Below are 22199 nucleotides of genomic sequence, written 5' to 3'. Positions count from 1 at the left end.
CGAGCGATCGACCTACCATCGAAGCACCGACCGCATCGGACGGAGGGGACGACGATGGTCGACGACCCGCGGCGCGACGCTGCGCAGTACCGCCTCGAGAAGTGGGAGCGCGAGACCGCGGGCGCGAGCGAGGAGGCCGCGGAGGTCGATGCCGCGGGCTCGGGCTCCGGATCGGGCCGGGAGCGGCCCGCCGACCGGTCCACGGCCGGGTCGCTCGCGGCGGAGCGTGCGGCGTACGTCGAGGTCGTGATCCAGCAGGCGATCCGGCGGGGCGAGTTCGACGACCTGCCCGGTGCGGGCAAGCCGCTGCCGGGGCTCGGCCGTCACGACCCGGACTGGTGGATCCGACGGAAGATCGAGACGGAGCGCCTCACCGGGCTCGGACCTCCCGCGCTCGCGCTGCGCGTCGAAGACGCCGAACTCGATGAGCGCCTCGACCGACTGCATCGCGAGCAGGAGGTTCGCGATGCGGTCGCCGAGTTCAACGCGCGGGTCGTCGAGGCGCGCCGCCAACTGCTCGGCGGTCCGCCCGTGATCACGCCGACGCGAGACGCGACGGCAGAGGTGGACGCATGGCGGGCTCGACGCGAGGAGCGGCGCCGGGTTGCCGACGCCGACGCCGAGCGGCGGCGCGCCGATGAGGCGTCCGCCCGCCGGGCACGACGGCGCTGGTGGCGGCGCGGCTGAGCACGACGTGCCCGTCCTGGGCCGCTCCGGGCTGCCGTGCCGGCAGCCCCTCCGGGCACGCCGACGGCGCCGGCTCAGTCGTGCGCCTCGAGTCTCAGGGTCACGCCGCGGACGTGGTCGCCCAGCACGGTCGCCATCACGTGCGCGGCATGGTTCGGACCGTACTTGCGCTCGTACTCGGCGTCGAGCGACTCGTGCAGGCTCGTATCGTCGGCCGGCACGTCGATGAACGCCACATCGCGGATGACCCCGGCCGACTTGATCCGGCCGACGCCCGCCTCCTTCGCGCGCCGGTACCAGCCGTTCTCGGGTCCGTAGGCCGAGCGCACGAACAGCTCGTCGCCGATCCGGACCACCCAGACGGTCGTGAACGGGCGCAGCGAACCGTCGTCGCGCACCGAGGCGATCTCGAGCTGGTCGGCCGCACCCACGCGGTCGAGTTGGTCGTCGGTCCAGTCGGTCATGGTCGGTCCTCTCTCATACGGGAGCGGGCAGCGGCGATCACACGAGCGTCGGGTCGTCGCGGAGCGGGTCGATCAACGTCGGGTCGTGCGGGTCGATGCGGCGGTGGTTGTTCACACGCGGGTCGACCTCGTACTCGGAGATCGTGGGTGCGACGCGGTCGGACTGGGCGATGAGGAAGTCGACCATCGCCGAGGCCTCGCCGGCCGAGAGCTTCTCAGGGGCGAGGTAGTGGTCGACGGCGTCGAGCGGGAGGTACACCGGCATCCGGTCGTGGACCTCGCCCGAGGCGTCGCGCGCCTCGCGCGTGATGATCGAGGTCGACACCTCCCAGGTGCCGTCGTCGAGCTTGCGCGCCGTGGAGATGCCCGCCGCGGCGAGCACGTCGTCGGCGCCGTGGAGGTAGTGCGCCCGCTTCCTGCCCGGCTCGCCCGTCCACTCGAAGTAGCCGCGCATCGGCACCACGCACCGTCCGGACGCGAACGCGCCCTTCCACAGCCCGTTCGTGGCGACGGTCTCGATCCGGCTGTTGAACTGGGGTCGCTTCGAGTCCTTCATGAACGCGGGGTGGAAGTCCCACCGGGCGGGTTCGAGGCGGCGGACGAATTCGCCGGTGTCGGAGCGGGCGCGCTCGCGCACGATCGGCACCGTGTCGGTCGGCGCGAGGCTGTAGGACGGCCGCCAGTCGGCGAAGTCGTTCTCGGCATCGAAGACCGCGGTGAGGTCGTCGGCCTGCTGCGAGACCACGAATCGTCCGCACATGGGAGCGCCCCTCCGATCGGATGCATCGAGCCTACGTCGACCCTCCGACAGGTGCACGGATGGGGGCGTCATCGTCGTAGCGCACCACCGCGGAAAACGCATGCTGTTCTGAATGCGTTCGCATCGGTACGTTGGATGCAAGGAACGACGCACGATGAGGTGCGATTCGCAGCTTTCGCGCATCACACCGGCCTCGGGCGCCGTGATCTTGCTCCACCTCGCACCACCTCACCGAACGGGCTCCATGCGACAGAGAGGGCACCACCCATGAGATCCGAACACCGTCCCGTCCGATGGCGCAGACGCGCCGTCGCGGCATCCGGCGCACTGCTGTTGGGCGCCTCCCTCGTCACCGGCACGGCCGCCGCCGCCGAGGACGACCCGCGCGTCGACCTGAGCCCCGGTCTCTTCGACGCCGGAATGGCGACGTCGAACGTCGACCTGCTGGCGAGCCTCCAGAAGGTCGCGCCGTTCGACGCGTCCTTCAACTCCGACCTGGCGTTCACGGGCGACTACGCGATCGGCGGCAGCTACGCGGGCTTCCAGGTGTACGACGTGTCCGACCCGGCGGCACCCTCGCTGCGCGGCACGTTCGTGTGCCCGGGCGGCCAGGGCGACGTGTCGGTCTACGGCGACCTGCTGTTCATGTCGGTCGAGCAGACCAGCGGCCGGATCGACTGCGGCACGCAGGGCGTCTCGGGCCTCGTGAACCCCGAGCGGTTCCGCGGTGTCCGCATCTTCGACATCAGCGACATCGACAACCCGGTCCAGTTGCCCGGCGTCCAGACGTGTCGCGGATCGCACACGCACACCCTCGTGACCGACCCGAGCGACCCCGAGAACGTCTACATCTACAACTCGGGCACCTCGAGCATCCGTTCGGCACTCGAGCTCGAGGGCTGCAGCAGCGGCGACGCGCTCAGCGAGAACCCGACGCGCTGGCGGATCGACGTCATCAAGGTGCCGGTCGCCGCGCCCGAGACCGCGTCGATCGTGTCGCAGCCGCGGATCTTCGCCGACCCGGAGACGGGACGCGTCGACGGGCTGCAGAACGGTCCGACGCAGCCGCTGCACCCGAGCGGGTCGGGCTACAGCCCGTCGCCGAACACGAACGCGTGCCACGACATCACCGCGTTCCCCGAGATCGGACTGGCCGCCGGCGCCTGCCAGGGCAACGGCATCCTGCTCGACATCTCCGACCCGGCGAACCCCGTTCGCCTCGCCGAGGTGGCCGACCCGAACTTCTCGTACTGGCACTCGGCGACGTTCAACAACGACGGCACGAAGGTCGTCTTCACCGACGAGTGGGGCGGCGGAAGCGGCGCGCGTTGCCGCGTCACCGACCAGCCCGAGTGGGGCGCCGACGCGATCTTCGACATCGTCGACGGCCAGCTGCAGTTCGCCAGCTACTACAAGCTGCCGGCACCGCAGTCGACGAGCGAGAACTGCGTCGCGCACAACGGGTCGCTCATCCCGGTCCCCGGGCGCGACGTGATGGTCCAGGCCTGGTACCAGGGCGGGCTCTCGATCTGGGACTTCACCGACTCGGCGAACCCCGTCGAGATCGCGTACCTCGACCGCGGCCCGATCTCCACGCCGGCGATCACGCTCGGCGGCTACTGGTCGACGTACTGGTACAACGGCAACGTGTTCGGCAGTGAGATCGCGCGCGGCTTCGACAGCGTCGCCCTCACGCCGAGCGCCCACCTGTCGGCGAACGAGATCGCGGCGGCCGCCGCAGTCCAGCTCGACGCGTTCAACGCCCAGCACCAGACGGCGCTGTCGCACGACCCGAGCTTCGTGCTCTCGCGTGCGTTCGTCGACCAGGCCGAGCGAGACGGCAGCCTGAGCGGCAATGCGCTCAAGCAGGTGCGGAAGTCGCTCGACCAGGCCGAGAAGCTCGCGGCCCAGGGGGCGCAGAGCGGCTCGATCCTCGACCAGCTCGCCAACGCGCAGCGCAAGTCGGGCGCTCCGGCCGACTCGAACCTGGTCCTGAGCGTCCAGGCGCTGGCGGCGACCTTCCAGTGAGTCCGACGGGGAGGCCGGGAGACCGGCCTCCCCGACCGGCATGACGATGCCCGGCGATCCTCGGATCGCCGGGCATCTCGCATGCGGCCCGCCGTCGTGCCGCGGGGGTCAGGACGACCGCGGGGTCAGGACGACCGCTCCGCGAGCATCGTCTGCATGCGCGCGATCTCGATGTTCTGGTCGCCTTCCACGTGCCGTGCGAAGTCGCCGACGGCCTGCTCCTGGCCGCCACCGGCGGCGTAGAGGTCGCCGACCATCTCGATGGCGCCCGTGTGGTGCTTGATCATGTACTCGAGGAAGAGGCGGTCGAACTCGCCATCCCTCGCGGCCTCGAGCTCGGCCAGTTCGTCGTCGGTGAGCATGCCCGGCATCGCCGCGGCGCCGTGGTCGTGTCCGGTGTCCCTGACCGGCTGGCCCCGGTCCTGCAGCCAGGTCGCCATCAGTTCGAGCTCGTCGGTCTGGCTGATGCTCATGCGCTCCGCGAGCAGGCGGACGTCGCGGTCGTCGGTCCGCGCCTCGACCCAGCCCGTCATGGTGATCGCCTGGTCGTGATGGTGGATCATGTCGCGCATGAACTGCGCGTCGGCCTCGATGTAGCCCGGCGCGTCGACTCCCTTCGACGCCTCGTCGGGGGAGAGCGTTCGATTCTCCTCGCCCGGCGCGCCGAGCTGGACGACCGGGCTCGTCGGCGCGGGGGCGTCGTCGCCGGTCGTGCACGCGGTGAGGCCGAGCATGAGCGTGAACGCGGCCGCAACGCCGAGGGACCGAGCCGATACCGCCATCCGGAATACCTCATCCGCGTCGAAGAGTACGTAGGGCTCGCGGGTCGCCGTGGCGGCGCGGCCGTTCGGCTCCGCGAGTCCAGTCAGGCTAACCCGGATGCCGGGACGGCGCGAGCCGGGACGCCCGTGTCATCCGCCCGCCGACGCCCGACAGGGTGCAGGATGACCGCATGGCCATCGGACTGCGCGCCGACGTGCTGCGCCCGGCGGACTCGGAGCGCGCCGACCGCGTCACCTACGTCGAGCTGTTCTTCGACCTCGTCTTCGTGTTCGGGCTGACCCAGCTCGGCGTCTACCTGTACGAGGACCAGACGCTGCTCGGCGCGCTCGAGGGCGCGATCATGGTGTGCGCCCTGTGGTGGGCCTGGGTGTCGACGACGTGGGTGACGAACTGGCTCGATCCGGTCCGGGTGCCGGTGCGGGTCGCGGTCATCGCCCTCGCGTTCGTCGCATTCGTGATGAGCGCGGCGATCGCCGAGGCCTTCGGGGATCGGGCGTGGACGTTCGCGCTCGCCTACATCGCGCTGATGCTCGGCCGCGCGGCCTTCATGGTGTGGGCGACGGCGCGGCACGATCGGCAGGTCGCGCACGACTTCGGCAACGTGCTCGTCTGGGCGCTCGCCGGGTCGGCCCTCTGGATCGTCGGAGCACTCATGCCGCTGCCCGCCCAGTTGCCGTTCTGGGCGGCGGCGCTCGGGCTCGAGCTCGTCGGCAGCGTGCTCGGCTACCCGGTGCCCGGCCGGGGCCGCATGGAGATCGGGCGATGGGATGTCTCCGGAGCGCACATCGCGGAACGCACCGCGCTGTTCGTGCTCATCGCGCTCGGCGAGGGCCTGCTCGTGACCGGGTTCGCGTTCGTCGCGGAGGAGTCATCCGTCGACCGCGTCGTCGCCCTCGTGACGGCGTTCGTCGCGGCCGCCGCGTGCTGGTGGATCTACTTCGACCACGGCGAGCGGATCGGGTCGGAGGCGATCGAGGCGGCCGATGCGCCGGGGCGCGTCGCCCGCACGGCGTACTCGTGGGTGCACCTGCTCATCGTCGGCGGGATCGTCCTGCTCGGCGTCGGCGACAAGGAGGTGCTCGGGCATCCGCACGAGCAGAGCGTCGCCGCGGTGGTGACGGTGCTCGGCGGCCCGCTGCTCTTCCTCCTGGGCACGGTGCTGTTCCGGCGGGTGCTCGAGCGACGATGGATGCGGGCGCAGCTGGGGGGCTTCGCCGCGATCCTCCTGGTCGCCGCGGCGTCGCCGTGGCTGGATCCGCTCGGCACCGGCGTGCTCGCCGCGGTCGTGCTCGTCGCGACGGCGATCGGCGAGACCGTCGAGCGGATGCGGCGCCGCGCGCCGAAGGGCGGGTGAGCCCTCACCGGATCGCCGTTGCCGATTCGAGACTTGACCTCTGCTGAGTTCTGTATACAAAATACTGAGTGCCGGGATGCACCCGGTGGAACTCGATGACGGAAGAGGTGGGGCGCGATGCGCCGTGCGAACTCAATGACGAGACGTCTGCTCGCGGTCGGAGCGATCGGCGCGATGACGGTCGGCCTGGCGGCCTGCAGCGGTGGCGGGGGAGGTTCGGACGAGGACACCGTCGTGTGGTCGACCTGGGGCACCCCCGAGGAGCTGACCCGCTTCGAGGAGTTCAACGACGAGTTCATGAAGCGCCACCCCGACATCACGGTGGAGCTGCAGCCGGTCGCCAGCTACGGCGACTACCACTCGAAGCTGCTCGCCCAGCTCACGAGCGGCACGGCGCCCGACGTCTTCTACATCGGCGACGACAAGATCGGCCAGTTCGTCGACGCGGACGTGCTCCTCCCGCTCAGCGAGCGCATGGCCTCCGACGCGAGCGAGACGCACCCCGACGACTTCTTCCCCGGCCTCTTCGGCGCCGCGGAGACCGACGGCGAGATCTACGCGGCCCCGAACGACTCCAACCCCGACGTGCTCTGGTACGACCGGCAGGCCCTCGAGGCGGCCGGCATCACGGAGGACCCGGCCACCCTCGCCGAGAACGGCGAGTGGACGACCGAGAAGTACCTCGAGATGAACGACGCGCTCGCCGACGCGGGCCTCATCGGCTCGATGTTCTGGAACTACTGGGCGACGCACTACAGCTGGATCTCGGCGCAGGGCGGCACGGCCTACGACGAGTCCGGCGCCTTCGTCGGCAACGACGACGCCACCACGGTCGACGCCGTCGAGACCCTCGGCGGATACTTCCAGGACGGCACCTTCGTCGTCGCCGACACGATGCCCGAGGGCGCCGGCGCCGACAGCGTGTTCGTCACGCACAAGGCGGGCTTCTTCTCGCAGGGCCGCTACACGATCGGCACCGTCTCGAGCGCCGGCGAGCAGGACGGCTACGACATCGTGCGCTGGCCGACGCCCGACGGCCAGGCCGCCCCGACCGGCGTCGCCACCTCGTACCTGGCGATCAACGGCAAGACGGATGCCCCCGACGCCGCCTTCACCTTCTGGACCGAGTTCCTCTCGGCCGAGGGACAGGTCTTCCGCCTCTCCGGCGGCGGCAACGCCGTGCCCTCGATCGCCGGGGCCGACGAGGTCGTGCTCGAGGACGGCTACCCCGCCCACGCGCAGACCTTCCTCGACATGCGCGACGTCGGCTTCGAGGACTATGCGCCCGAGGCGCGCGTGCCCGGACTCTCGACGGACATCAGCGACCTGTTCCTGAAGCTCTACGAGGGCAAGTCCGACGCGCAGTCCACCCTCGACGCGGTCGCCGACCTCGTCGCGGAGAAGACGGCGGAGTGAGTCCACCCATGGTGATCACCTCGGGCGGCGCGACCGGCACCCCGGTCGCGTCGCCCGCGCACCCCGCGGAATCCGCCCCGTCCGCCGTCGTCGCGGGCGGCGCGCCGGGAGGCCCGGTCCCGTCCGGTCGCCCGGCGCCGCGCCGCGAGGCCGCGTGGCGCCGCCGCGACCGCCGCTGGGGCTACGTGTTCGTCGGCCCGCAGCTGGTCGGCATGGCGCTCTTCGTGCTCCTGCCGTTCGTCGCGAGCCTCGTGCTCGCGTTCGCCTCGTGGGACGGCCTGACCGAGCTCGAGTGGGTCGGCTTCGAGAACTTCACGGCGCAGCTGCAGGACGAGCTCCTGCTGCGCTCGATCGTGAACACGCTGCTCATCGCGGTCATCACGGTGCCCGTGGGCCTCGGACTCGCGGTCGTCATCGCCGTCGCCCTGGAGAGGCTGCGCACCCGCACGCTCTACCTGATCCTCTTCTTCGCACCCGTCGTCACGAGCACCGTCGCCGTGGCGATGATCTGGCAGCAGCTGTTCCGCGCCGACGGCGTGCTGAGCGGCGCCATCGCGAGCGTCTTCGGGATCGACCCGCCGGACTGGCTCGGCGACCCGCGCCTGGCGCTCATCGCCGTCTGCATCGTGGCGATCTGGTCGTCCCTCGGGCTGAACGTCATCATCTTCCTCGCGGGCCTGCAGAACATCTCGCCCTCGGTCATCGAGGCCGCCCGCATCGACGGCGCCGGCGCGTGGCGGCTGTTCCGCAGCATCCGCCTGCCGCTGCTCTCGCCGATCGTGTTCTTCTCCTCGATCGTCGCGTTCATCTCGTCGCTGCAGACCTTCGACACCGTGTTCGTGCTCACCGCGAACGCCGGTCCGGACAACGCGACGCGCACGATCGTCTACCACATCTACGACCTGGGCTTCGGGCGGTTCGAGTTCGGACCCTCCAGCGCCGCCTCCGTGATCCTGCTGCTGCTGACCCTCCTCATCACGGCGATCCAGTTCGGCGCGCAGAAGAAGTTCGTGCACTACGAGGACGATTCCGCATGACCGCCGCAGACCTCGAGTCGACGCTCGTCGGCCGCCCGCAGCTCGAACGACCCGCCCGGCGCGGCGACGGGCGCACCCGCCGCACGATCGGCCGCGTCGCCATCCATGCGGCGCTCGTCGCCGCCGGCCTCGCGATGGTGTTCCCGTTCCTGTGGATGCTGCTGACCTCGTTCAAGACGCTCCCGCAGCTGCTGCAGGACCCGCTGAGCCTCTGGCCCGACCCGTGGACGCTCGACAAGTACGTCGATGCGTGGAACGCGGTGCCGTTCGGCCAGGCGTACCTCAACAGCATCTACATCTGCGTGCTGTCGGTCGTCGGAACGCTGCTCACGGCGTCGATGGCCGGCTACGCCTTCGCGCGCATCCGCTTCCGCGGCAGCCGGGTGCTGTTCATCGTGTTCCTCGCGACGCAGATGATCCCCAAGCAGGTCACGCTCATCCCGTTCTACCTGCTGATGGCGAAGTTCGGCTGGGTGGACTCGCACCTCTCGCTCATCGTGCCGGCCATGCTCGTGAACCCGTTCGCCGTGTTCCTCATGCGGCAGTTCGTGCTGAGCCTGCCGAAGGAGCTCGAGGAGGCGGCGCTCGTCGACGGCGCGGGCCGCTGGCGGACGTTCTGGAGCATCATCCTGCCGAACCTCAAGCCGGGCCTCGGCGCGCTCAGCATCATCGTCGCGCTCGACGTGTGGAACAGCTTCCTGTTCCCGCTCGTGCTGCTGAACTCGCCCGACCTGTTCACCGTGCCGCTGCTGCTCGCGAGCTTCCGCGGCCAGTTCGGGTCGGTCGACTACGGCCTGGTGATGGCGGCGTCGGCGCTCGCGACGATCCCGATGCTCGTCGCGTTCGTGATCGGCCAGCGCCGGATCCTGAACAGCATGGCCGCGTCGGGCCTGGGCGGCCGATGAGCGCCGCGCCGACGCTGCCCCGCCGGGTCATGGGGCGAGCGGATGCCGCGACCGCTGCCGCACGTGCCGGCGAGCATCTCGACCTGGTGCGGGCGCCGTTCACGCTGCCGCGGTCGCGCCTGATGGTGTTCCGGGACGGCGACGGGCTGCGCGTGCACACCTCGGAGTACGAGCGGTCGCTCGAGGAGTGCGTGGCGATCGACGCGCTCGAGGTGCGGGACCGGGACGGCGCGCGGCTCGCCGTCACGCGGGTGCTGCCGCACGTCGTCGAGCTCGGCGGCGGCGCCGTCACGCTCACCTTCGCGGGCCCGCACGCGTTGAGCCTCGGCGTCGCCGATGGTCGCGAGGCGATGGTCTCGTGGACGGTGCGGGCGGGCGACGAGGCCGAGGCCCTCCGCATCGGCGGGCGGCACGCGGCATCCGTCGCCTTCACGATCGACGCCGATCGCGGCGTCGAGTTCGCGCGGAGCGACGCGCACGCCGAGCACCTCGCGGAGACGCGTGCGACGTGGCTCGACTGGTTCGCGCGCTGCCCGGTCGTCCGCGACGACCTGCAGCACATGGCCGCGTTCTGCTGGTGGGTGCTCGGCGCGAACGTCGTCGAGCTGCCGCAGCTCGCCGGCGCGCGCGCGGTCGTGCCCTCGAAGATCGGCTACGTCGGCCTCTGGCAGTGGGACGCGTACTTCATCGCGGTCGGGCTCCGCCACGGCGATCCCGAGCTCGCGCGCGAGCAGCTCGACCTGGCGCTGCGGTTCCCGACCCCCGAGGGCCAGCTCCCGGACGTCGTCCACGAGCACGGCGTGCTCGCGTCGAGCGACGACCTGCCCGCCTCCGATCGGGAGAACCTGCGCCGCGCCGGCTCCGCGGTGGCGGACCCGAGCGCCCCCGTGCCGCTCACCAAGCCGCCGCTCGCGGCGTGGGCGCTCCGCAAGGTGCTCGAGGCGGAGCCAGTCGAGGCAGGGACCGCCGCCTGGGCGCGACGGATGGTCGGCACCATCCGCCGCTCGCAGGACTGGTGGTTCGAGCACTCCGACCTCGACCGCGATGGCCTCCCGGAGTACGGGCACCCGTACTCGTCGGGCCTCGACGACAGCCCGGTGTTCGACGGGCCGCTGCCGACGACGACCCCCGACCTGGCGGCGTACCTCGTGCAGCAGGACCTGGAGCTCGCGGAGCTCGTCGAGCGGTTCGGCGCGTGGGATGGCGCGGAGACGCGTGCCGTCGACGGCCGCGCGGCCTGGGCCGCCACCGCCCACCGAGAGCGGGCGGCCCGCATGCTCGACCGGCTGCTCGAACTGTGGGACGTCGATCACGGCCGGTTCCGCTCGCTCGCCGCCGGCCGACCGGTCGACAGCGACACCGTCGTGGGGCTCATGCCGCTCCTCACCGGGATGCTGCCGCAGTCCGTCGTCGCCCGGCTGGTCGACGCCCTCGACGACCCGGAGCGCTTCGCGACCGAGTGGCCGGTCCCGACCGTCGCGGTCGGCGACCCGGATCATTCGCCGCAGCGCATGTGGCGCGGGCCGGTGTGGGTCAACACCAACGCGCTCGTGGCGGAGGGCCTGGCCCGCTCGGGCCACCCGGATCGCGCCCGGCGGCTCGCCGAGCGGACCGTGGAGCTCGTCGTCCATGCCGGCGGCCCGCACGAGTACTTCGACCCGCGGACGGGTGAGCGCGCCCCCACCGCGACGACGGCGTTCGGCTGGTCGGCCGCGCTGTTCATCGACCTCGCCGTCGCGCTGTCGCACGGCGACTGAGCTCGCCGGACGCATGGAGCGGACGGTGGGACCGGGCGCGGGCGCGACGGGCCGTGCCCGGTCAGGCGCTGAAGTAGGAGCTCGACGCGTTGTCGAGAATGCGGCGCATGCCGTTCATCCAGTTCGCCTTGAGGGCGACGGATGCCGCGGCGACGTCCCCGTCGGCGAGGTGCCGCGCGATCTCGGCGTGCTCCGCCGCGACGCGCTCGATCATGACGTCGTTCGGAACCAGCAGCGACTCGTAGCGGTGGAACGCGCCGCGCGTGGCCTCGATCGTGTCGAGCAGCCGCCGGTTGGGGCACGCGGAGAGCATGATGGCGTGCCACTCGTCGTCCTTGTTGACGACGAGCGAGTGCTCAACGACCTCCTGGTGGAAGTCGGCGGCGAGTTCAGCGAGCCGCCGACCGATCTCCCGGAGCTCGTCGGGCGGGCTCAGCTCGAGGGCGAGCGACTCGAGCGCGGCCATGACGGGCGCGAGCTCCTCGAACTCGGTCGCCGAGAGCGGCACGAAGCGGAAGCCCTTGCCGTTCTCGCTCGTGATCTGCCCTTCGCTCTCGAGGGCGATGAGCGCCTCACGCAGGGGCGTGCGGCTGACGCCGAGCTCGCCGGCGAGCTGCACCTCGTTGATGCCCTCGCCCGGGCGCACCTGCCCCGTACGCATGCGCGCGAGCAGTTCCTCGCGCACCTGGGAACGCAGGTTCTTGCGTTCGATCGCCATCGCTCCTCCAGCCGGGTCGACGCCGCAAGCCTAGGGCTTGACCCCTGTCGACTTGCGGCCTAGCGTGTCTGTATACAGAATACAGTGCGCAGGGCGACCTGTACAGATCCACGACGGAGAGGACACGACGTGACGAACGCGACCCCGAGGCCGATGCGCCTCGACGCGCTCGCCTACGGCGGCGACTACAACCCCGACCAGTGGCCGGAGGAGGTGTGGCACGAGGACGTGCGGCTCATGCGCGAGGCGGGCGTCAACCTCGTGAGCCTCCCCGTGTTCTCGTGGCCGCAGTTGGAGACCTCGCCGGGCGTCTACGAGTGGGGCTGGCTCGACCGGGTCATCGAGGTGCTCTGGGCCGGAGGCATCCGCATCGACCTCGCGACGGCCACGGCCACGCCGCCGGCCTGGCTCGTGCGCCGCCACCCCGAGATGCTCCCGTGGGACGCCGACGGTCGTCGCCTCGAGTTCGGGTCGCGTCAGGCCTACTGCCCGAGTTCGCCCGTCTGGCGCGAGAACGTCGCGCGGATGGCGCGGGCGATGGCCGAGCGCTACGGCGAGCACCCAGCGGTCGTCCTGTGGCACGTCTCGAACGAGTACGGCGACCACGTCGCCCGCTGCTGGTGCCCCGAGTCCGCGGCCCACTTCCGGCGTTGGCTCGAGGCGCGCCACGGCGACCTCGACGGGCTCAACGAGGCATGGGGCGTGAACGTCTGGGGCCAGCGCTACACCGCCTGGGAACAGGTCGAGCCGCCCCGCCGGGCGACCGGGCCGATCAACCCGACCCAGCTGCTCGACTTCGAGCGGTTCTCCTCCGACGCGCTCCTCGAGCTGTTCCAGGTCGAGATCGACGTGCTCCGCGAGGTCACACCCGAGCTGCCCGTGACCACCAACTTCATGAGCCTCTTCCGCGAGCTCGACTACTGGCGGTTCGCCGAGGTCGAGGACCTCGTCACCGACGACGCCTACCCCGACCCGGCCGACCCCCGCGCCCACGTTCCGGCCGCGCTGAACTACGGCCTCATGCGATCCCTCAAGGGCGGACAGCCCTGGCTGCTCCTCGAGCAGGCCGCGAGCGCCGTGAGCTGGCGCGACGTCAACGTGCCGAAGGCGCCCGGGCGTATGCGCATCGACAGCCTCCAGGCGGTCGCGCACGGTTCCGACGGCGCGATGTTCTTCCAGTGGCGCCAGGCCCGGTACGGGCAGGAGAAGTTCCATTCCGCGATGCTCGGCCACCGTGGCGAGCGGTCGCGGACGTTCCGCGAGACCGCGGCGCTCGGGCGCGAGCTCCAGCGCCTCGCCCCGGTGAAGGGCACGCGCGTGCGCACCCGCGTCGCGCTCGTCGTCGACTGGGACTCGTGGTGGGGGACGAGCGCCGCCGAGTCGCTGCCCTCGCAGCGACTCGGCTGGCTCGCGCAGGCCCGCGCCTGGCACGGTGCGCTGCACGCACTCGGGCACGCCGTCGACGCCGTGCGCGCCATCGGCCCCTTCGACGGCTACGACCTGGTCGTCGTGCCCAACCTCTACGTGACGGATGCCGCGCAGGCCGACGCCCTCGCGGCGTACACCGCCGCCGGCGGCACGGTCGTCGTCGGGCCGTTCTCGGGAGTCGTCGATCCGACCGAGAAGGTCCACCCCGGCGGGGCGCCCGGACCCCTCCGCGACCTCCTCGGCATCGAGGTCGACGAGCCGTGGCCCGTGCCCGACGGTCGCGCCGAGCGCATCCGGCTCGACGGCGACGCGTTCGACGCGCCCGTGTGGACCGAGTGGATCGAGGCCTCACCGGAGGCATCCGTCGTCGCGCGCTTCGCGGGCGGCGTGCTCGACGACCGACCGGCCGTCACCCGGCGCCGGCACGGCGACGGCGCGGCCTGGTACGTCGCGGCCGCGCTCGCCGAGGACGGCCACGTCGCGGTCCTGCGCCGGGCGCTCGCCGACGCGGGCCTGCCAGCCCGCGGCCGCATCGACCGCGACGTCGAGGCCGTCACCCGCGCCGACGACGCGACCGACTACACCTTCGTGCTCAACCACGGCGACCACGAGGTCGCGGTGGACGTGCCCGACGGCGCCAGGGACCTGCTCGGCGACGGCGCCGTCGGCGCGCGGCTCGTCCTCGCGCCCCTCGGCGTCGCGGTACTGGCCGCGCCCCGCGCGGAGGCGCCCCCGTTCATCACCCTGTCCGAGACCACCGAGTGAGGCGTCCATGACCGAACCCTTCGTGCATCCGTACATCCCGAACACCGCCCCCGACGTCCGCGCCGAGATGCTCGCCGCCGTCGGCGCGGCATCCGTCGAGGAGTTCTACGCCGACGTCCCCGAGGACCTGCGCCTCGGACGAGCGCTCGACCTGCCCGAGCCGTTCGTCGCCGAGGCCGACCTCGAGCGCCACGTGAGCGGGCTGCTCGCCCGCAACGTGCCGACGACCGAGCGGCTGAGCTTCCTCGGCCAGGGCACCTACGCGCACCACGTGCCGGCGGTCGTCGACGAGGTCATCGGGCGCAGCGAGTTCCTCACGGCGTACGCCGGCGAGCCCTACGAGGACCACGGCCGGTTCCAGGCCCTGTTCCAGTACCAGTCGCTCATGGGCGAGCTGCTGTCGATGGACGTCGTGAACGTGCCCACCTACGACGGGTTCCAGGCGACCGCGACCGCGCTCTCGATGGCCGGGCGGATGACGGGACGCCGCCGCGTGCTCGTCGCGAGCGACGTGCTGCCCGCCAAGCTCTCGAAGGTCCTCGACTACGTGCGCCTGCACCTCGAGCTCGAGTTCGTCGCCCCGGTCGACGGCACGGCGGATGTCGCGGCCATCGCCGATCGCCTCGACGCCGACGTCGCCGCGGTCTGGGTCGAGACGCCGAGCCGCACCGGCGCGCTCGAGCACCGCCTGCAGGAGGTCGCCGACGCCGCGCACGCGGCGGGCGCGGTGCTCGTCGTCGGAACCGACCCCGTCGGGTACGGCGTGCTCACGCCGCCCGCCGAGCAGGGCGCCGACATCGTCTGCGGCGACATCCAGTCGCTCGGCCTGCACCAGTGGTACGGCGGCGCGCACGCCGGCTTCATCGCCGTGCACGACGACCCGAGGTTCGTGATGGAGATGCCCTCGCGGCTCTTCGGCCTCGAGGCGACCGACGTGCCGGGCGAGGTCGGATTCGGCGACGTCGCCTACGACCGGACCTCGTTCGCGCTCCGGGAGGAGGGCAAGGAGTGGGTCGGCACGGCCGCCGCGCTCTGGGGCATCGCCGCCGGCGTGCACCTCGCGCTCATGGGCCCGCAGGGCATGCGGGAGCTCGGCGAGGTGCTGCTCGCCCGCACCGCCTACGCGCAGCGCGCGCTCGGCGCCATCCCCGGCATCCGCCTCACCGACGGTGCGGCGCACCTCCGCGAGTTCGCGGTCGACGTGTCGGACGCCGGGCTCACCGCCGCCGACGTCGTCCGCGCGCTCCGCGCCGAGGGCATCGAGCCGGGCGTGCCGGCCGGCGAGCACGAGCTCGTCGTGTGCGTCACCGAGCTGACCACGCAGCGCGACATCGACCGCCTCGCCACCGCCGTCACCGGACTCGTCGCGGCGTCCGCCGCCGAGTCCGCCGCCACCCTCGACACCGCCCCGACCCCCGAGGAGCACCGCGCATGAGCCTGCCCATCGCCCCCAAGCCCGCCCTCCGCCGCTTCCACCAGGCTCGCTGGGACGAGCCGGTGATCTTCGAGCTCTCCACGCCGGGCGAGCGCGGCGTGCTCGTCACGCCCGTCGAGTCCGGCGTGCGCGAGGCCGTCGGCGATGTCGTCGCAGCCCTGCCGGAGGGGCTCGCCCGCCGCGAGGCGCCCGCACTTCCCGAGATGGGGCAGATGCGCGTGCTCAAGCACTACCTTCGGCTCTCGCAGGAGAACCTCGGCGCCGACCTCAACGTCGACATCGGCCAGGGCACGTGCACGATGAAGTACGCGCCGAAGGTCAACGAGCGCATCATCTCGACGCCGAAGCTCGCCGCGATGCACCCGCTGCAGGACCCCGCCGACGCGCAGGGCGCGCTCGAGATCATCTGGCGCACCGAGCGGATGCTGGCCGAGGTCTCCGGCATGGACGAGGTGTCGCTGCACACCCAGGGCGGGTCGGCCGCCATCTGGGCGAACATCGCCATGATCCGCGCCTACCACGAGGCCAACGGCGAGGGCGCGCAGCGCCGCGAGGTCATCACCACGATCTTCAGCCACCCGTCGAACGCGGCCGCAGCCAAGGCCGCCGGCTACGACGTCATCACCCTGCACCCCGACGCCGACGGCTACCCGGACCTCGATGCCCTGAAGCGCGCGCTCTCGACTCGGACCGCCGCGATCATGGTCACGAACCCCGAGGACACGGGCATCTACAACCCGGCGATCCGGGAGTGGGTGGACGCCGCGCACGCGGTCGGCGCGCTCGCCTCGTACGACCAGGCCAACGCCAACGGCATCCTCGGCATCACCCGGGCCCGCGACGCGGGCTTCGACGTCTGCCACTTCAACGTGCACAAGACGTTCGGCACGCCGCACGGCTCGGGCGGCCCCGGCACCGGCGCGAACGGCGTCAGCGCCGCGCTCGCACCGTTCCTCCCGGGCCCGCGCGTGGTCCGCGAGGGCGACCGATACGAGGTGCGCGAGGCCGGTCCGCAGTCGATCGGCGCCATCGGGCCGTTCCACGGCGTCGTGCCGAACATCGTGCGCGCGTACGCGTGGATCATGGCGCTCGGCGCCGAGGGCCTGCGTGCCGTCGCCGAGACCGCGGTGCTGAACAACAACTACCTGATGAAGCGGATCCTCGACATCCCCGGCGCCTCGGCGCCCTACGCGACCGGACGCCGCCGCATCGAGCAGGTGCGCTACTCGTGGCAGGAGCTGTTCGAGGAGACCGGCATCAGCTCGGAGGAGATCGGCGTCCGCGCGAGCGACTTCGGCATGCACTACTGGACGAGCCACCACCCGTACGTCGTGCCGCAGCCGTTCACGCTCGAGCCGACCGAGTCGTACTCCAAGGCCGAACTGGACGAGTACGCCGACGTCCTCGCCGAGGTCGCCCGCGAGGCGCGCGAGACGCCGGAGGTCGTGCGCACGGCCCCGCACAACCAGACCGTGCACCACACGCACCACGACGACCTTGACGACCCCGAGCGCTGGGCCGTCACGTGGCGGGCCTACCGCCGCAAGTACCCGGACGCCGTCGGAGCCTGACGTGCTCGGACTCATCGTGAACCCCGTCGCCGGCGTCGGCGGGCCAGCGGGTCTCGCCGGCAGCGACGGCGCCGACGTGCAGCGCCGGGCGGGGGAGCGCGGGGCGCACGCTCGGGCGTCCGAGCGTGCCGCAGCGGCGCTCGCGGTGGTCGCGGAAGCCCGGCCCGACGAGCACGTCGTCACCGCGGCGGGACCGATGGGCGAGGATGCCGTGCGTTCCGCGGGCCTCCGACCGATCGTCGTCTGGCATCCGCGTGCGCACACCACGGCCGCCGACACGACCGATGCCGCTCGCGCCCTCGGCGACGTCGGCGTCGACCTCGTGCTGTTCGCCGGGGGCGACGGCACCGCGCGCGACGTGGAGCGCGGCCTCCCGCCGCGCACGGCCGCGGTCGGGATCCCGGCCGGCGTCAAGATGTACTCGCCCGTGTTCGCCGTCGGGCCGCGAGCGGCCGGCGCGCTCGCCGCGGCGTGGCTCGACGAGCGCGGGCTGCCCACGCTCGAACGGGAGGTGCTCGACGTCGACGAGGAGCAGCTCCGGCACGCCCGGGTCGAGCCGCGCCTGTACGGGACCCTCCGGGTGCCCTACCGGGCGGGGCGGACCCAGGCCCGCAAGGCGTCGACCCCGTCCGACGAGCAGGCCGCGGTCCGGCTCGCGGCCCGCGGTGCGGCGGCTCGCCTCCAGCCAGGCATCCGCTACCTGCTCGGGCCCGGCGGGACGATGGCCGAGGTCGCCCGCGAACTCGGCGTCGACAAGACGCCGCTCGGCGTCGACGTGGTGCTCGACGGGCGGGTCGTCGTCGCCGCGGCCTCCGAGCGCGACCTGCTCGACCAGGCCGCACAGGGACCGGCGCAGGCGGTCGTGTCGATCATCGGCGGGCAGGGCTTCCTGCTCGGCCGCGGGAACCAGCAGCTCTCCGCCCGCGTCGTCGAGGCGCTCGGCGACGAACCGCTCATGGTCGTCGCCCCCGAGCAGAAGCTCATCGACCTCGGCGGCCGCCCTCTCCTCGTCGACACCGGCGAGCCCGCCGTCGACGCCCGGCTCGCCGGATTCGCCCGGATCGTGACCGGTCCCTCCACCACCAGCGTCTATCCAGTCCATGCACCAGAGAACGAAGGAGCGCTCCATGCGCCTTGAGCAGAAGCAGGCCATCGTCACGGGCGGGGCGGGCGGCATCGGCCGCGCGACCGCCAAGGCCCTCGCCGCCGAAGGGGCGGCCGTGGCCGTCGTCGACCTGAACGGGGAGGCGGCCGAGGCGGTCGCCGCCGAGATCCGCGACGCGGGCTTCACCGCCGTCGCGATCCAGGCCGACGTGTCGAGCGAGGACGACATCGTGCGGGTCGTCGACACCGCCGTGGCGGAGTTCGGCGGCGTGAACGTCGTGTTCAACAACGCCGGGATCATCCGCCGGACCACCGCCGTCGAGACGACCGTCGAGGAGTGGGACCGCGTGTTCGGCGTGAACGTGCGCTCGATCTTCCTCATGTGCAAGCACGTCGTGCCCGTGATGGCCGCGGCGGGCGGCGGCTCGATCGTCAACACCGGGTCGGGCTGGGGCCTCAAGGGCGGCGGGCAGGCGATCTCGTACTGCGCGTCGAAGGGCGCCGTCGTCAACATGACCCGCGCGCTCGCGATCGACCACGGTCCGCAGGGCATCCGAGTGAACTCGGTGAACCCGGGCGACGTGAACACCGGCATGCTCCGCGACGAAGCGAGCCAGCTCGGCCAGGACGCCGACGCCTTCCTCGCCGAGGCGGCCGACCGTCCGCTGCGGCGCATGGGCGAGCCGCGCGAGATCGCCGCCGCGGTCGTCTGGCTCGCAAGCGACGAGTCGAGCTACGTGACGGGCTCCGCCCTGGTCGTCGACGGGGGCGGGATCGCATAGGGCTTCCCGAGGGGCGGTCCGGCGTGCGCTCCGCGCCTGCTGGACGCCCCGGCTCCCGACGGACCCTCAGCGACCGCCGAAGTCCTCGTCGTCGTCCTCCGGGTCGGCGACCTCCTCCATGACGAACTCGACGTCGTCCTCGCCGACGCCCTCCGCCTCGAGTTCCTCCTCGTACTCGATCTCGGCCTCCTGGCCCCGGCTGAACGGGCCTTCGAGCGGGTCGACGAAGCTGGTCATGGGATCCCCCTTCGGATGGCCGTCCCGGCGTTCGGGCGGCCGCGTGCCAACAGGCTAGACCCGAGCGCGGGTGCGGCGGAACGGGTCGCAGGAAGCTCCCACCTCATCGACGGGGGAGTGCGAGGATCCGCTCGAACGCGGCATCCGCCACTCGGTCGACGACCTTCAGCTCGGGGTGCGCGTCGTGGAACTCGACGATGCGCCGCGCACCCTCGTCGAACGTGACCGTGGTGCGGAACTCGGGCACGAGCGCCTTCACCTTGTCGTTGTCGAACACCATCGAGTGCGCCTTGTCGCCCAGCAGGCCGGGGCCCCAGTCGGGGTGCACGGCGGCGATGGTCTCGGATGCCACGTGCACGAGCTCGGTGTCGGGCGCGCCGGCCGCCTCAGCGAGCCAGCGGTAGATCTGGTTCCACGTCGGGGCGTGGTCGCCCGTGATGTGGAAGGCGTCGCCGACGGCCATCGGGTTGCCGAGCAGGCCGACGTACGCGACGGCGAAGTCGTCGTGATGCGTGATCGTCCAGAGGCTGGTGCCGTCGCCGTGCACGACGACGGGCCGGCCGGCGCGCATGCGCGCGACGTCGGTCCAGTGGCCCATGGTGGGGATGAGGGTGGCGTCGTACGTGTGCGACGGCCGCACGATCGTCGCGGGGAACGCTCGCTCGCGCACCGCATCGACGAGCAGCTGCTCGCACGCGATCTTGTCGCGCGAGTACTGCCATGCGGGATTCACGAGCGGCGTGGACTCGGTCACCGGCAGCCGGCTCGGCGGCGTCTGGTACGCCGACGCCGAGCTGGTGAACACGTACTGCCCGATTCGACCCTCGAAGAGGTCGAGGTCGGCCTGCACGTGCTCGGGCGTGAACGCGAGGAACTCGCAGACGACGTCGAACTCGAGCGGATCGGCGGTGCCGCGGCCGAGCGCGGCGCGCACCGTGTCGGGGCGACGGATGTCCCCGACGACCTGGCGCACGTCGGCGGGCACCGGTCGCAGGCCCGCCGAGCCGCCGCGGTTGAGCACGGTCACGTCGTGACCGGCCTCGACCGCGCGTCTCACGCAGGCCGAGCTGATGACGCCGCTGCCGCCGATGAACAGGATCCGCTTCGCGCTGGTGGCCATCGACCCATGCTGTCACCCCGAGCGCCGGCGCGCTCCCCGCACCGGCGCCCGTTCGAGCCCGCGGGCTCGGGCCCGCGAGGCGCTACGCGGCCGACCAACCGCCGTCGGAGGCCAGCACGACGCCGTTGATGTTCACGCCGTCGTCGGAGAGCAGGAAGGTGATCGACGCGGCGAGTGCCTCGGCCTCCGCGGCATCCGGAAGCAGCGCCATCGCCTGCCGCACGCGCTGCGCGCCGAGCGGCGAGGCGAAGGAGGCCTCGATGTTGGTGATGGTCGGGCCGGGAGCGACGGCGTTCACGCGGAGGCCGCTCGGGCCGTACATGAACGCGGTCGACTTGGTGAGGCCGACCACGGCGTGCTTCGACGCGGTGTAGGCGACGCCGGCCGCGGAGCCGCGCAGCGCTGCCTCGGACGCGGTGTTCACGATGGAGCCGTAGCCCTGGGCGAGCATGCCGGGGACGACCGCGCGCATGAGCTTCATCGTGCCGTCGACGTTCACGCGCATGACGCGGTCCCACACGGCGTCGGTGAGGTCGCCGATCGGGGTCATGTCGTCCATGATCCCGGCGATGTTGGCGAGGCCGTCGATGCGGCCGCCGGCCGCGGCGACGATCTCGGCGATCCTGGCGTCGTCGGTGATGTCGGCGACGAGCGTCACGACCTCGGCCCCGTCGTGCGCCGCGGGCCTGAGCTCATCGGCGAGGGCGTCCAGGCGCTCCTGCGAGACGTCGACGGCCACGACCGTGCCGCCCTCGCGCGCGATGCGCGACGCCGTGGCGCGGCCGATGCCCGAGCCGGCACCTGTGACGATCACGGTCTTGCCCGTGAAGCGGCCCTGGTCGATGCGCTCGACCCACTCGGGACGCTCGACGGCCTCGGCCTCGGGGGCGTCTTCGGCAGCGCTCTCGGCGGTGGCGGCGGGGGCGGACGCCTCGGCCGAGCCGGCCGGGACGTCGCCCGCCGCTGCGCGCGCCACGAGCTGGTCGACCATCTCCTGCGAGAACTGGCCCTTGCTGAGCTTGATGAGGCGCTTGAGCGCGAGGCGGTGGACCGGTCGCAGCACGTCCGGGTCCTGTCCGGCCTGCGAGAGGAGGTCGCGGATGATCGGCCCGCCGACGGGGTCCTCGAGCCACGTCTTGATCGAGGAGTCGCCGGTGAGGGGCTTGGTGGGGCTCATGAGGGTTCCTTCTTCTTCGCTCGTTCCGTGTCGCATTCGGACACCGGACAACCTTGTCCGGTAGTAACGTAACACCCATGCCCGAGCGACGACAGGGAGAAGGTCCCAAGCCGCGCAAGCCGAACCTCGGCCCGAGCGCCGGTCCGGCGAACCGCCGTGCCCTGCTGGCGGCCGCGCGCGAGATCTTCGCGGCCGACGGGCTCTCCGCGCCGTTCAGCGCCATCGCCAAGCGCGCCGGCGTGGGTCAGGGCAGCCTCTACCGGCACTTCCCCGACCGGCTCTCGCTCGCCGTCGCGGTCTACGAGGAGAACCTCGACGAACTCGAGGCCGCGGTCGCCCCGCCCGAGGCCGGGCTGGATGCCCTGCTCCAGGGCGTCATCGCGCAGGCCCTCGTCTCGACGTCCCTCATCGACCTGATCACGGCGAACCCGCACGACCCGCGCGTCGAGCGGCTCGGGGCGCGCGTGCGCGACATCGCGGCCGCCGCCGTCGAGCACGAACGGGCCGCCGGCCGCTTCGGCGAGCACGTCGGCGTCGAGGACGTGCTCCTCGCGATCTCGATGCTCGCCGGCCTCGTCGCGCGGACCGAGCCCGACGACCGCGAGGCCACGGCCGAGCGCGCGTGGGCGCTGCTGCACGCGGCATTCGCGCCGACGGCCCCGCGCTAGCGC

At 72.2% G+C, this 22199-nt stretch carries 20 protein-coding genes; 13 read left to right on the top strand and 7 right to left on the bottom strand.

Going from position 1 to position 22199, the window contains the following annotated elements:
- The first annotated feature begins 54 nt into the window (after positions 1 to 54).
- Entirely contained in the window at positions 55 to 687 is a 633-nt protein-coding gene (locus ACSJD1_RS00385) for a DnaJ family domain-containing protein (protein WP_438853351.1), read from the top strand.
- Positions 688 to 761: 74 nt separating this feature from the next.
- Here the strand turns inward: ACSJD1_RS00385 and ACSJD1_RS00380 are convergent, their stop codons facing one another.
- Together ACSJD1_RS00380 and ACSJD1_RS00375 are read right to left on the bottom strand one after the other, a co-directional pair.
- On the bottom strand, positions 762 to 1151 hold the full coding sequence (locus ACSJD1_RS00380) for a DUF2255 family protein (protein ID WP_438853350.1): 390 nt from the start codon (positions 1149 to 1151) through the stop codon (positions 762 to 764).
- Between the two features lie 37 nt (positions 1152 to 1188).
- Positions 1189 to 1911, bottom strand: coding sequence for an SOS response-associated peptidase (locus ACSJD1_RS00375; RefSeq protein ID WP_438853349.1), 723 nt, complete (start codon positions 1909 to 1911; stop codon positions 1189 to 1191).
- A gap of 267 nt (positions 1912 to 2178) precedes the next feature.
- On the opposite strand from ACSJD1_RS00375, the gene ACSJD1_RS00370 reads away from it, so the two are divergent.
- Positions 2179 to 3939 (top strand): LVIVD repeat-containing protein, encoded by a 1761-nt coding sequence (locus ACSJD1_RS00370; protein WP_438853348.1) that lies wholly within the window; start codon positions 2179 to 2181, stop codon positions 3937 to 3939.
- 125 nt (positions 3940 to 4064) lie between these two features.
- Here ACSJD1_RS00370 and ACSJD1_RS00365 read toward each other — a convergent pair whose 3' ends face one another.
- Entirely contained in the window at positions 4065 to 4721 is a 657-nt protein-coding gene (locus ACSJD1_RS00365) for a DUF305 domain-containing protein (protein WP_438853347.1), read from the bottom strand.
- A gap of 170 nt (positions 4722 to 4891) precedes the next feature.
- On the opposite strand from ACSJD1_RS00365, the gene ACSJD1_RS00360 reads away from it, so the two are divergent.
- The 5 genes from ACSJD1_RS00360 (at position 4892) to ACSJD1_RS00340 (ending at position 11191) form a co-directional block, all read left to right on the top strand.
- Positions 4892 to 6076 (top strand): low temperature requirement protein A, encoded by a 1185-nt coding sequence (locus ACSJD1_RS00360; RefSeq protein ID WP_438853346.1) that lies wholly within the window; start codon positions 4892 to 4894, stop codon positions 6074 to 6076.
- Between the two features lie 135 nt (positions 6077 to 6211).
- Positions 6212 to 7492, top strand: a complete 1281-nt coding sequence (locus tag ACSJD1_RS00355; protein ID WP_438853345.1) for an ABC transporter substrate-binding protein — start codon at positions 6212 to 6214, stop codon at positions 7490 to 7492.
- Positions 7489 to 8529, top strand: coding sequence for a carbohydrate ABC transporter permease (locus ACSJD1_RS00350; RefSeq protein ID WP_438853344.1), 1041 nt, complete (start codon positions 7489 to 7491; stop codon positions 8527 to 8529). The genes ACSJD1_RS00355 and ACSJD1_RS00350 overlap by 4 nt, the downstream gene beginning before the upstream one ends.
- Positions 8526 to 9434, top strand: coding sequence for a carbohydrate ABC transporter permease (locus tag ACSJD1_RS00345; RefSeq protein WP_438853343.1), 909 nt, complete (start codon positions 8526 to 8528; stop codon positions 9432 to 9434). The genes ACSJD1_RS00350 and ACSJD1_RS00345 overlap by 4 nt, the downstream gene beginning before the upstream one ends.
- Positions 9431 to 11191 (top strand): amylo-alpha-1,6-glucosidase, encoded by a 1761-nt coding sequence (locus tag ACSJD1_RS00340; RefSeq protein WP_438853342.1) that lies wholly within the window; start codon positions 9431 to 9433, stop codon positions 11189 to 11191. The genes ACSJD1_RS00345 and ACSJD1_RS00340 overlap by 4 nt, the downstream gene beginning before the upstream one ends.
- Positions 11192 to 11252: 61 nt before the next feature.
- Here ACSJD1_RS00340 and ACSJD1_RS00335 read toward each other — a convergent pair whose 3' ends face one another.
- Positions 11253 to 11909, bottom strand: coding sequence for a GntR family transcriptional regulator (locus ACSJD1_RS00335; protein WP_438853341.1), 657 nt, complete (start codon positions 11907 to 11909; stop codon positions 11253 to 11255).
- Positions 11910 to 12038: 129 nt separating this feature from the next.
- Here ACSJD1_RS00335 and ACSJD1_RS00330 point away from each other — a divergent pair, with 129 nt between their 5' ends.
- Genes ACSJD1_RS00330 through ACSJD1_RS00310 form a run of 5 tightly spaced genes read left to right on the top strand, consistent with a single transcriptional unit; the run spans position 12039 to position 18994 of the window.
- Entirely contained in the window at positions 12039 to 14102 is a 2064-nt protein-coding gene (locus ACSJD1_RS00330; protein WP_438853340.1) for a beta-galactosidase, read from the top strand.
- Between the two features lie 7 nt (positions 14103 to 14109).
- Complete coding sequence (gene gcvPA, locus ACSJD1_RS00325; RefSeq protein WP_438853339.1) at positions 14110 to 15537, top strand: aminomethyl-transferring glycine dehydrogenase subunit GcvPA; 1428 nt, start codon at positions 14110 to 14112, stop codon at positions 15535 to 15537.
- On the top strand, positions 15534 to 17108 hold the full coding sequence (gcvPB, locus tag ACSJD1_RS00320) for an aminomethyl-transferring glycine dehydrogenase subunit GcvPB (protein WP_438853338.1): 1575 nt from the start codon (positions 15534 to 15536) through the stop codon (positions 17106 to 17108). The genes gcvPA and gcvPB overlap by 4 nt, the downstream gene beginning before the upstream one ends.
- 1 nt (position 17109) lies before the next feature.
- On the top strand, positions 17110 to 18246 hold the full coding sequence (locus ACSJD1_RS00315) for an ATP-NAD kinase family protein (protein ID WP_438853337.1): 1137 nt from the start codon (positions 17110 to 17112) through the stop codon (positions 18244 to 18246).
- Positions 18236 to 18994: an SDR family NAD(P)-dependent oxidoreductase gene (locus ACSJD1_RS00310; protein WP_438853336.1), complete on the top strand. Its 759-nt coding sequence runs from the start codon at positions 18236 to 18238 to the stop codon at positions 18992 to 18994. Before ACSJD1_RS00315 ends, ACSJD1_RS00310 begins: the two co-directional genes overlap by 11 nt.
- 66 nt (positions 18995 to 19060) lie before the next feature.
- On the opposite strand, the gene ACSJD1_RS00305 is transcribed toward ACSJD1_RS00310, so the two are convergent.
- From ACSJD1_RS00305 to ACSJD1_RS00295, 3 genes are all read right to left on the bottom strand, one after another.
- Positions 19061 to 19231: a hypothetical protein gene (locus ACSJD1_RS00305; RefSeq protein ID WP_438853335.1), complete on the bottom strand. Its 171-nt coding sequence runs from the start codon at positions 19229 to 19231 to the stop codon at positions 19061 to 19063.
- Positions 19232 to 19334: 103 nt separating this feature from the next.
- Positions 19335 to 20351, bottom strand: coding sequence for an SDR family oxidoreductase (locus ACSJD1_RS00300; protein ID WP_438853334.1), 1017 nt, complete (start codon positions 20349 to 20351; stop codon positions 19335 to 19337).
- Positions 20352 to 20433: 82 nt separating this feature from the next.
- On the bottom strand, positions 20434 to 21528 hold the full coding sequence (locus ACSJD1_RS00295) for an SDR family NAD(P)-dependent oxidoreductase (protein ID WP_438853333.1): 1095 nt from the start codon (positions 21526 to 21528) through the stop codon (positions 20434 to 20436).
- Positions 21529 to 21605: 77 nt separating this feature from the next.
- Here ACSJD1_RS00295 and ACSJD1_RS00290 point away from each other — a divergent pair, with 77 nt between their 5' ends.
- Positions 21606 to 22196: a TetR/AcrR family transcriptional regulator gene (locus ACSJD1_RS00290; RefSeq protein ID WP_438853332.1), complete on the top strand. Its 591-nt coding sequence runs from the start codon at positions 21606 to 21608 to the stop codon at positions 22194 to 22196.
- Positions 22197 to 22199: the final 3 nt, after the last annotated feature.

Source organism: Agromyces excoecariae (assembly GCF_051715505.1).
Lineage (GTDB): Bacteria > Actinomycetota > Actinomycetes > Actinomycetales > Microbacteriaceae > Agromyces.
Note: the sequence above shows the minus strand (reverse complement) of the source record. Positions and strands in the feature narration are given on the sequence as shown.

Coding starts and splice junctions, on each gene's coding strand:
- ACSJD1_RS00335 (WP_438853341.1), bottom strand. CDS start 11,909: ATGGCGATCGAACGCAAGAACCTGCGTTCCCAGGTGCGCGAGGAACTG.
- ACSJD1_RS00375 (WP_438853349.1), bottom strand. CDS start 1,911: ATGTGCGGACGATTCGTGGTCTCGCAGCAGGCCGACGACCTCACCGCG.
- ACSJD1_RS00370 (WP_438853348.1), top strand. CDS start 2,179: ATGAGATCCGAACACCGTCCCGTCCGATGGCGCAGACGCGCCGTCGCG.
- ACSJD1_RS00380 (WP_438853350.1), bottom strand. CDS start 1,151: ATGACCGACTGGACCGACGACCAACTCGACCGCGTGGGTGCGGCCGAC.
- ACSJD1_RS00300 (WP_438853334.1), bottom strand. CDS start 20,351: ATGGCCACCAGCGCGAAGCGGATCCTGTTCATCGGCGGCAGCGGCGTC.
- ACSJD1_RS00295 (WP_438853333.1), bottom strand. CDS start 21,528: ATGAGCCCCACCAAGCCCCTCACCGGCGACTCCTCGATCAAGACGTGG.
- ACSJD1_RS00310 (WP_438853336.1), top strand. CDS start 18,236: ATGCGCCTTGAGCAGAAGCAGGCCATCGTCACGGGCGGGGCGGGCGGC.
- ACSJD1_RS00290 (WP_438853332.1), top strand. CDS start 21,606: ATGCCCGAGCGACGACAGGGAGAAGGTCCCAAGCCGCGCAAGCCGAAC.
- ACSJD1_RS00360 (WP_438853346.1), top strand. CDS start 4,892: ATGGCCATCGGACTGCGCGCCGACGTGCTGCGCCCGGCGGACTCGGAG.
- ACSJD1_RS00305 (WP_438853335.1), bottom strand. CDS start 19,231: ATGACCAGCTTCGTCGACCCGCTCGAAGGCCCGTTCAGCCGGGGCCAG.
- ACSJD1_RS00345 (WP_438853343.1), top strand. CDS start 8,526: ATGACCGCCGCAGACCTCGAGTCGACGCTCGTCGGCCGCCCGCAGCTC.
- ACSJD1_RS00385 (WP_438853351.1), top strand. CDS start 55: ATGGTCGACGACCCGCGGCGCGACGCTGCGCAGTACCGCCTCGAGAAG.
- gcvPB (WP_438853338.1), top strand. CDS start 15,534: ATGAGCCTGCCCATCGCCCCCAAGCCCGCCCTCCGCCGCTTCCACCAG.
- ACSJD1_RS00365 (WP_438853347.1), bottom strand. CDS start 4,721: ATGGCGGTATCGGCTCGGTCCCTCGGCGTTGCGGCCGCGTTCACGCTC.
- ACSJD1_RS00355 (WP_438853345.1), top strand. CDS start 6,212: ATGACGAGACGTCTGCTCGCGGTCGGAGCGATCGGCGCGATGACGGTC.
- gcvPA (WP_438853339.1), top strand. CDS start 14,110: ATGACCGAACCCTTCGTGCATCCGTACATCCCGAACACCGCCCCCGAC.
- ACSJD1_RS00340 (WP_438853342.1), top strand. CDS start 9,431: ATGAGCGCCGCGCCGACGCTGCCCCGCCGGGTCATGGGGCGAGCGGAT.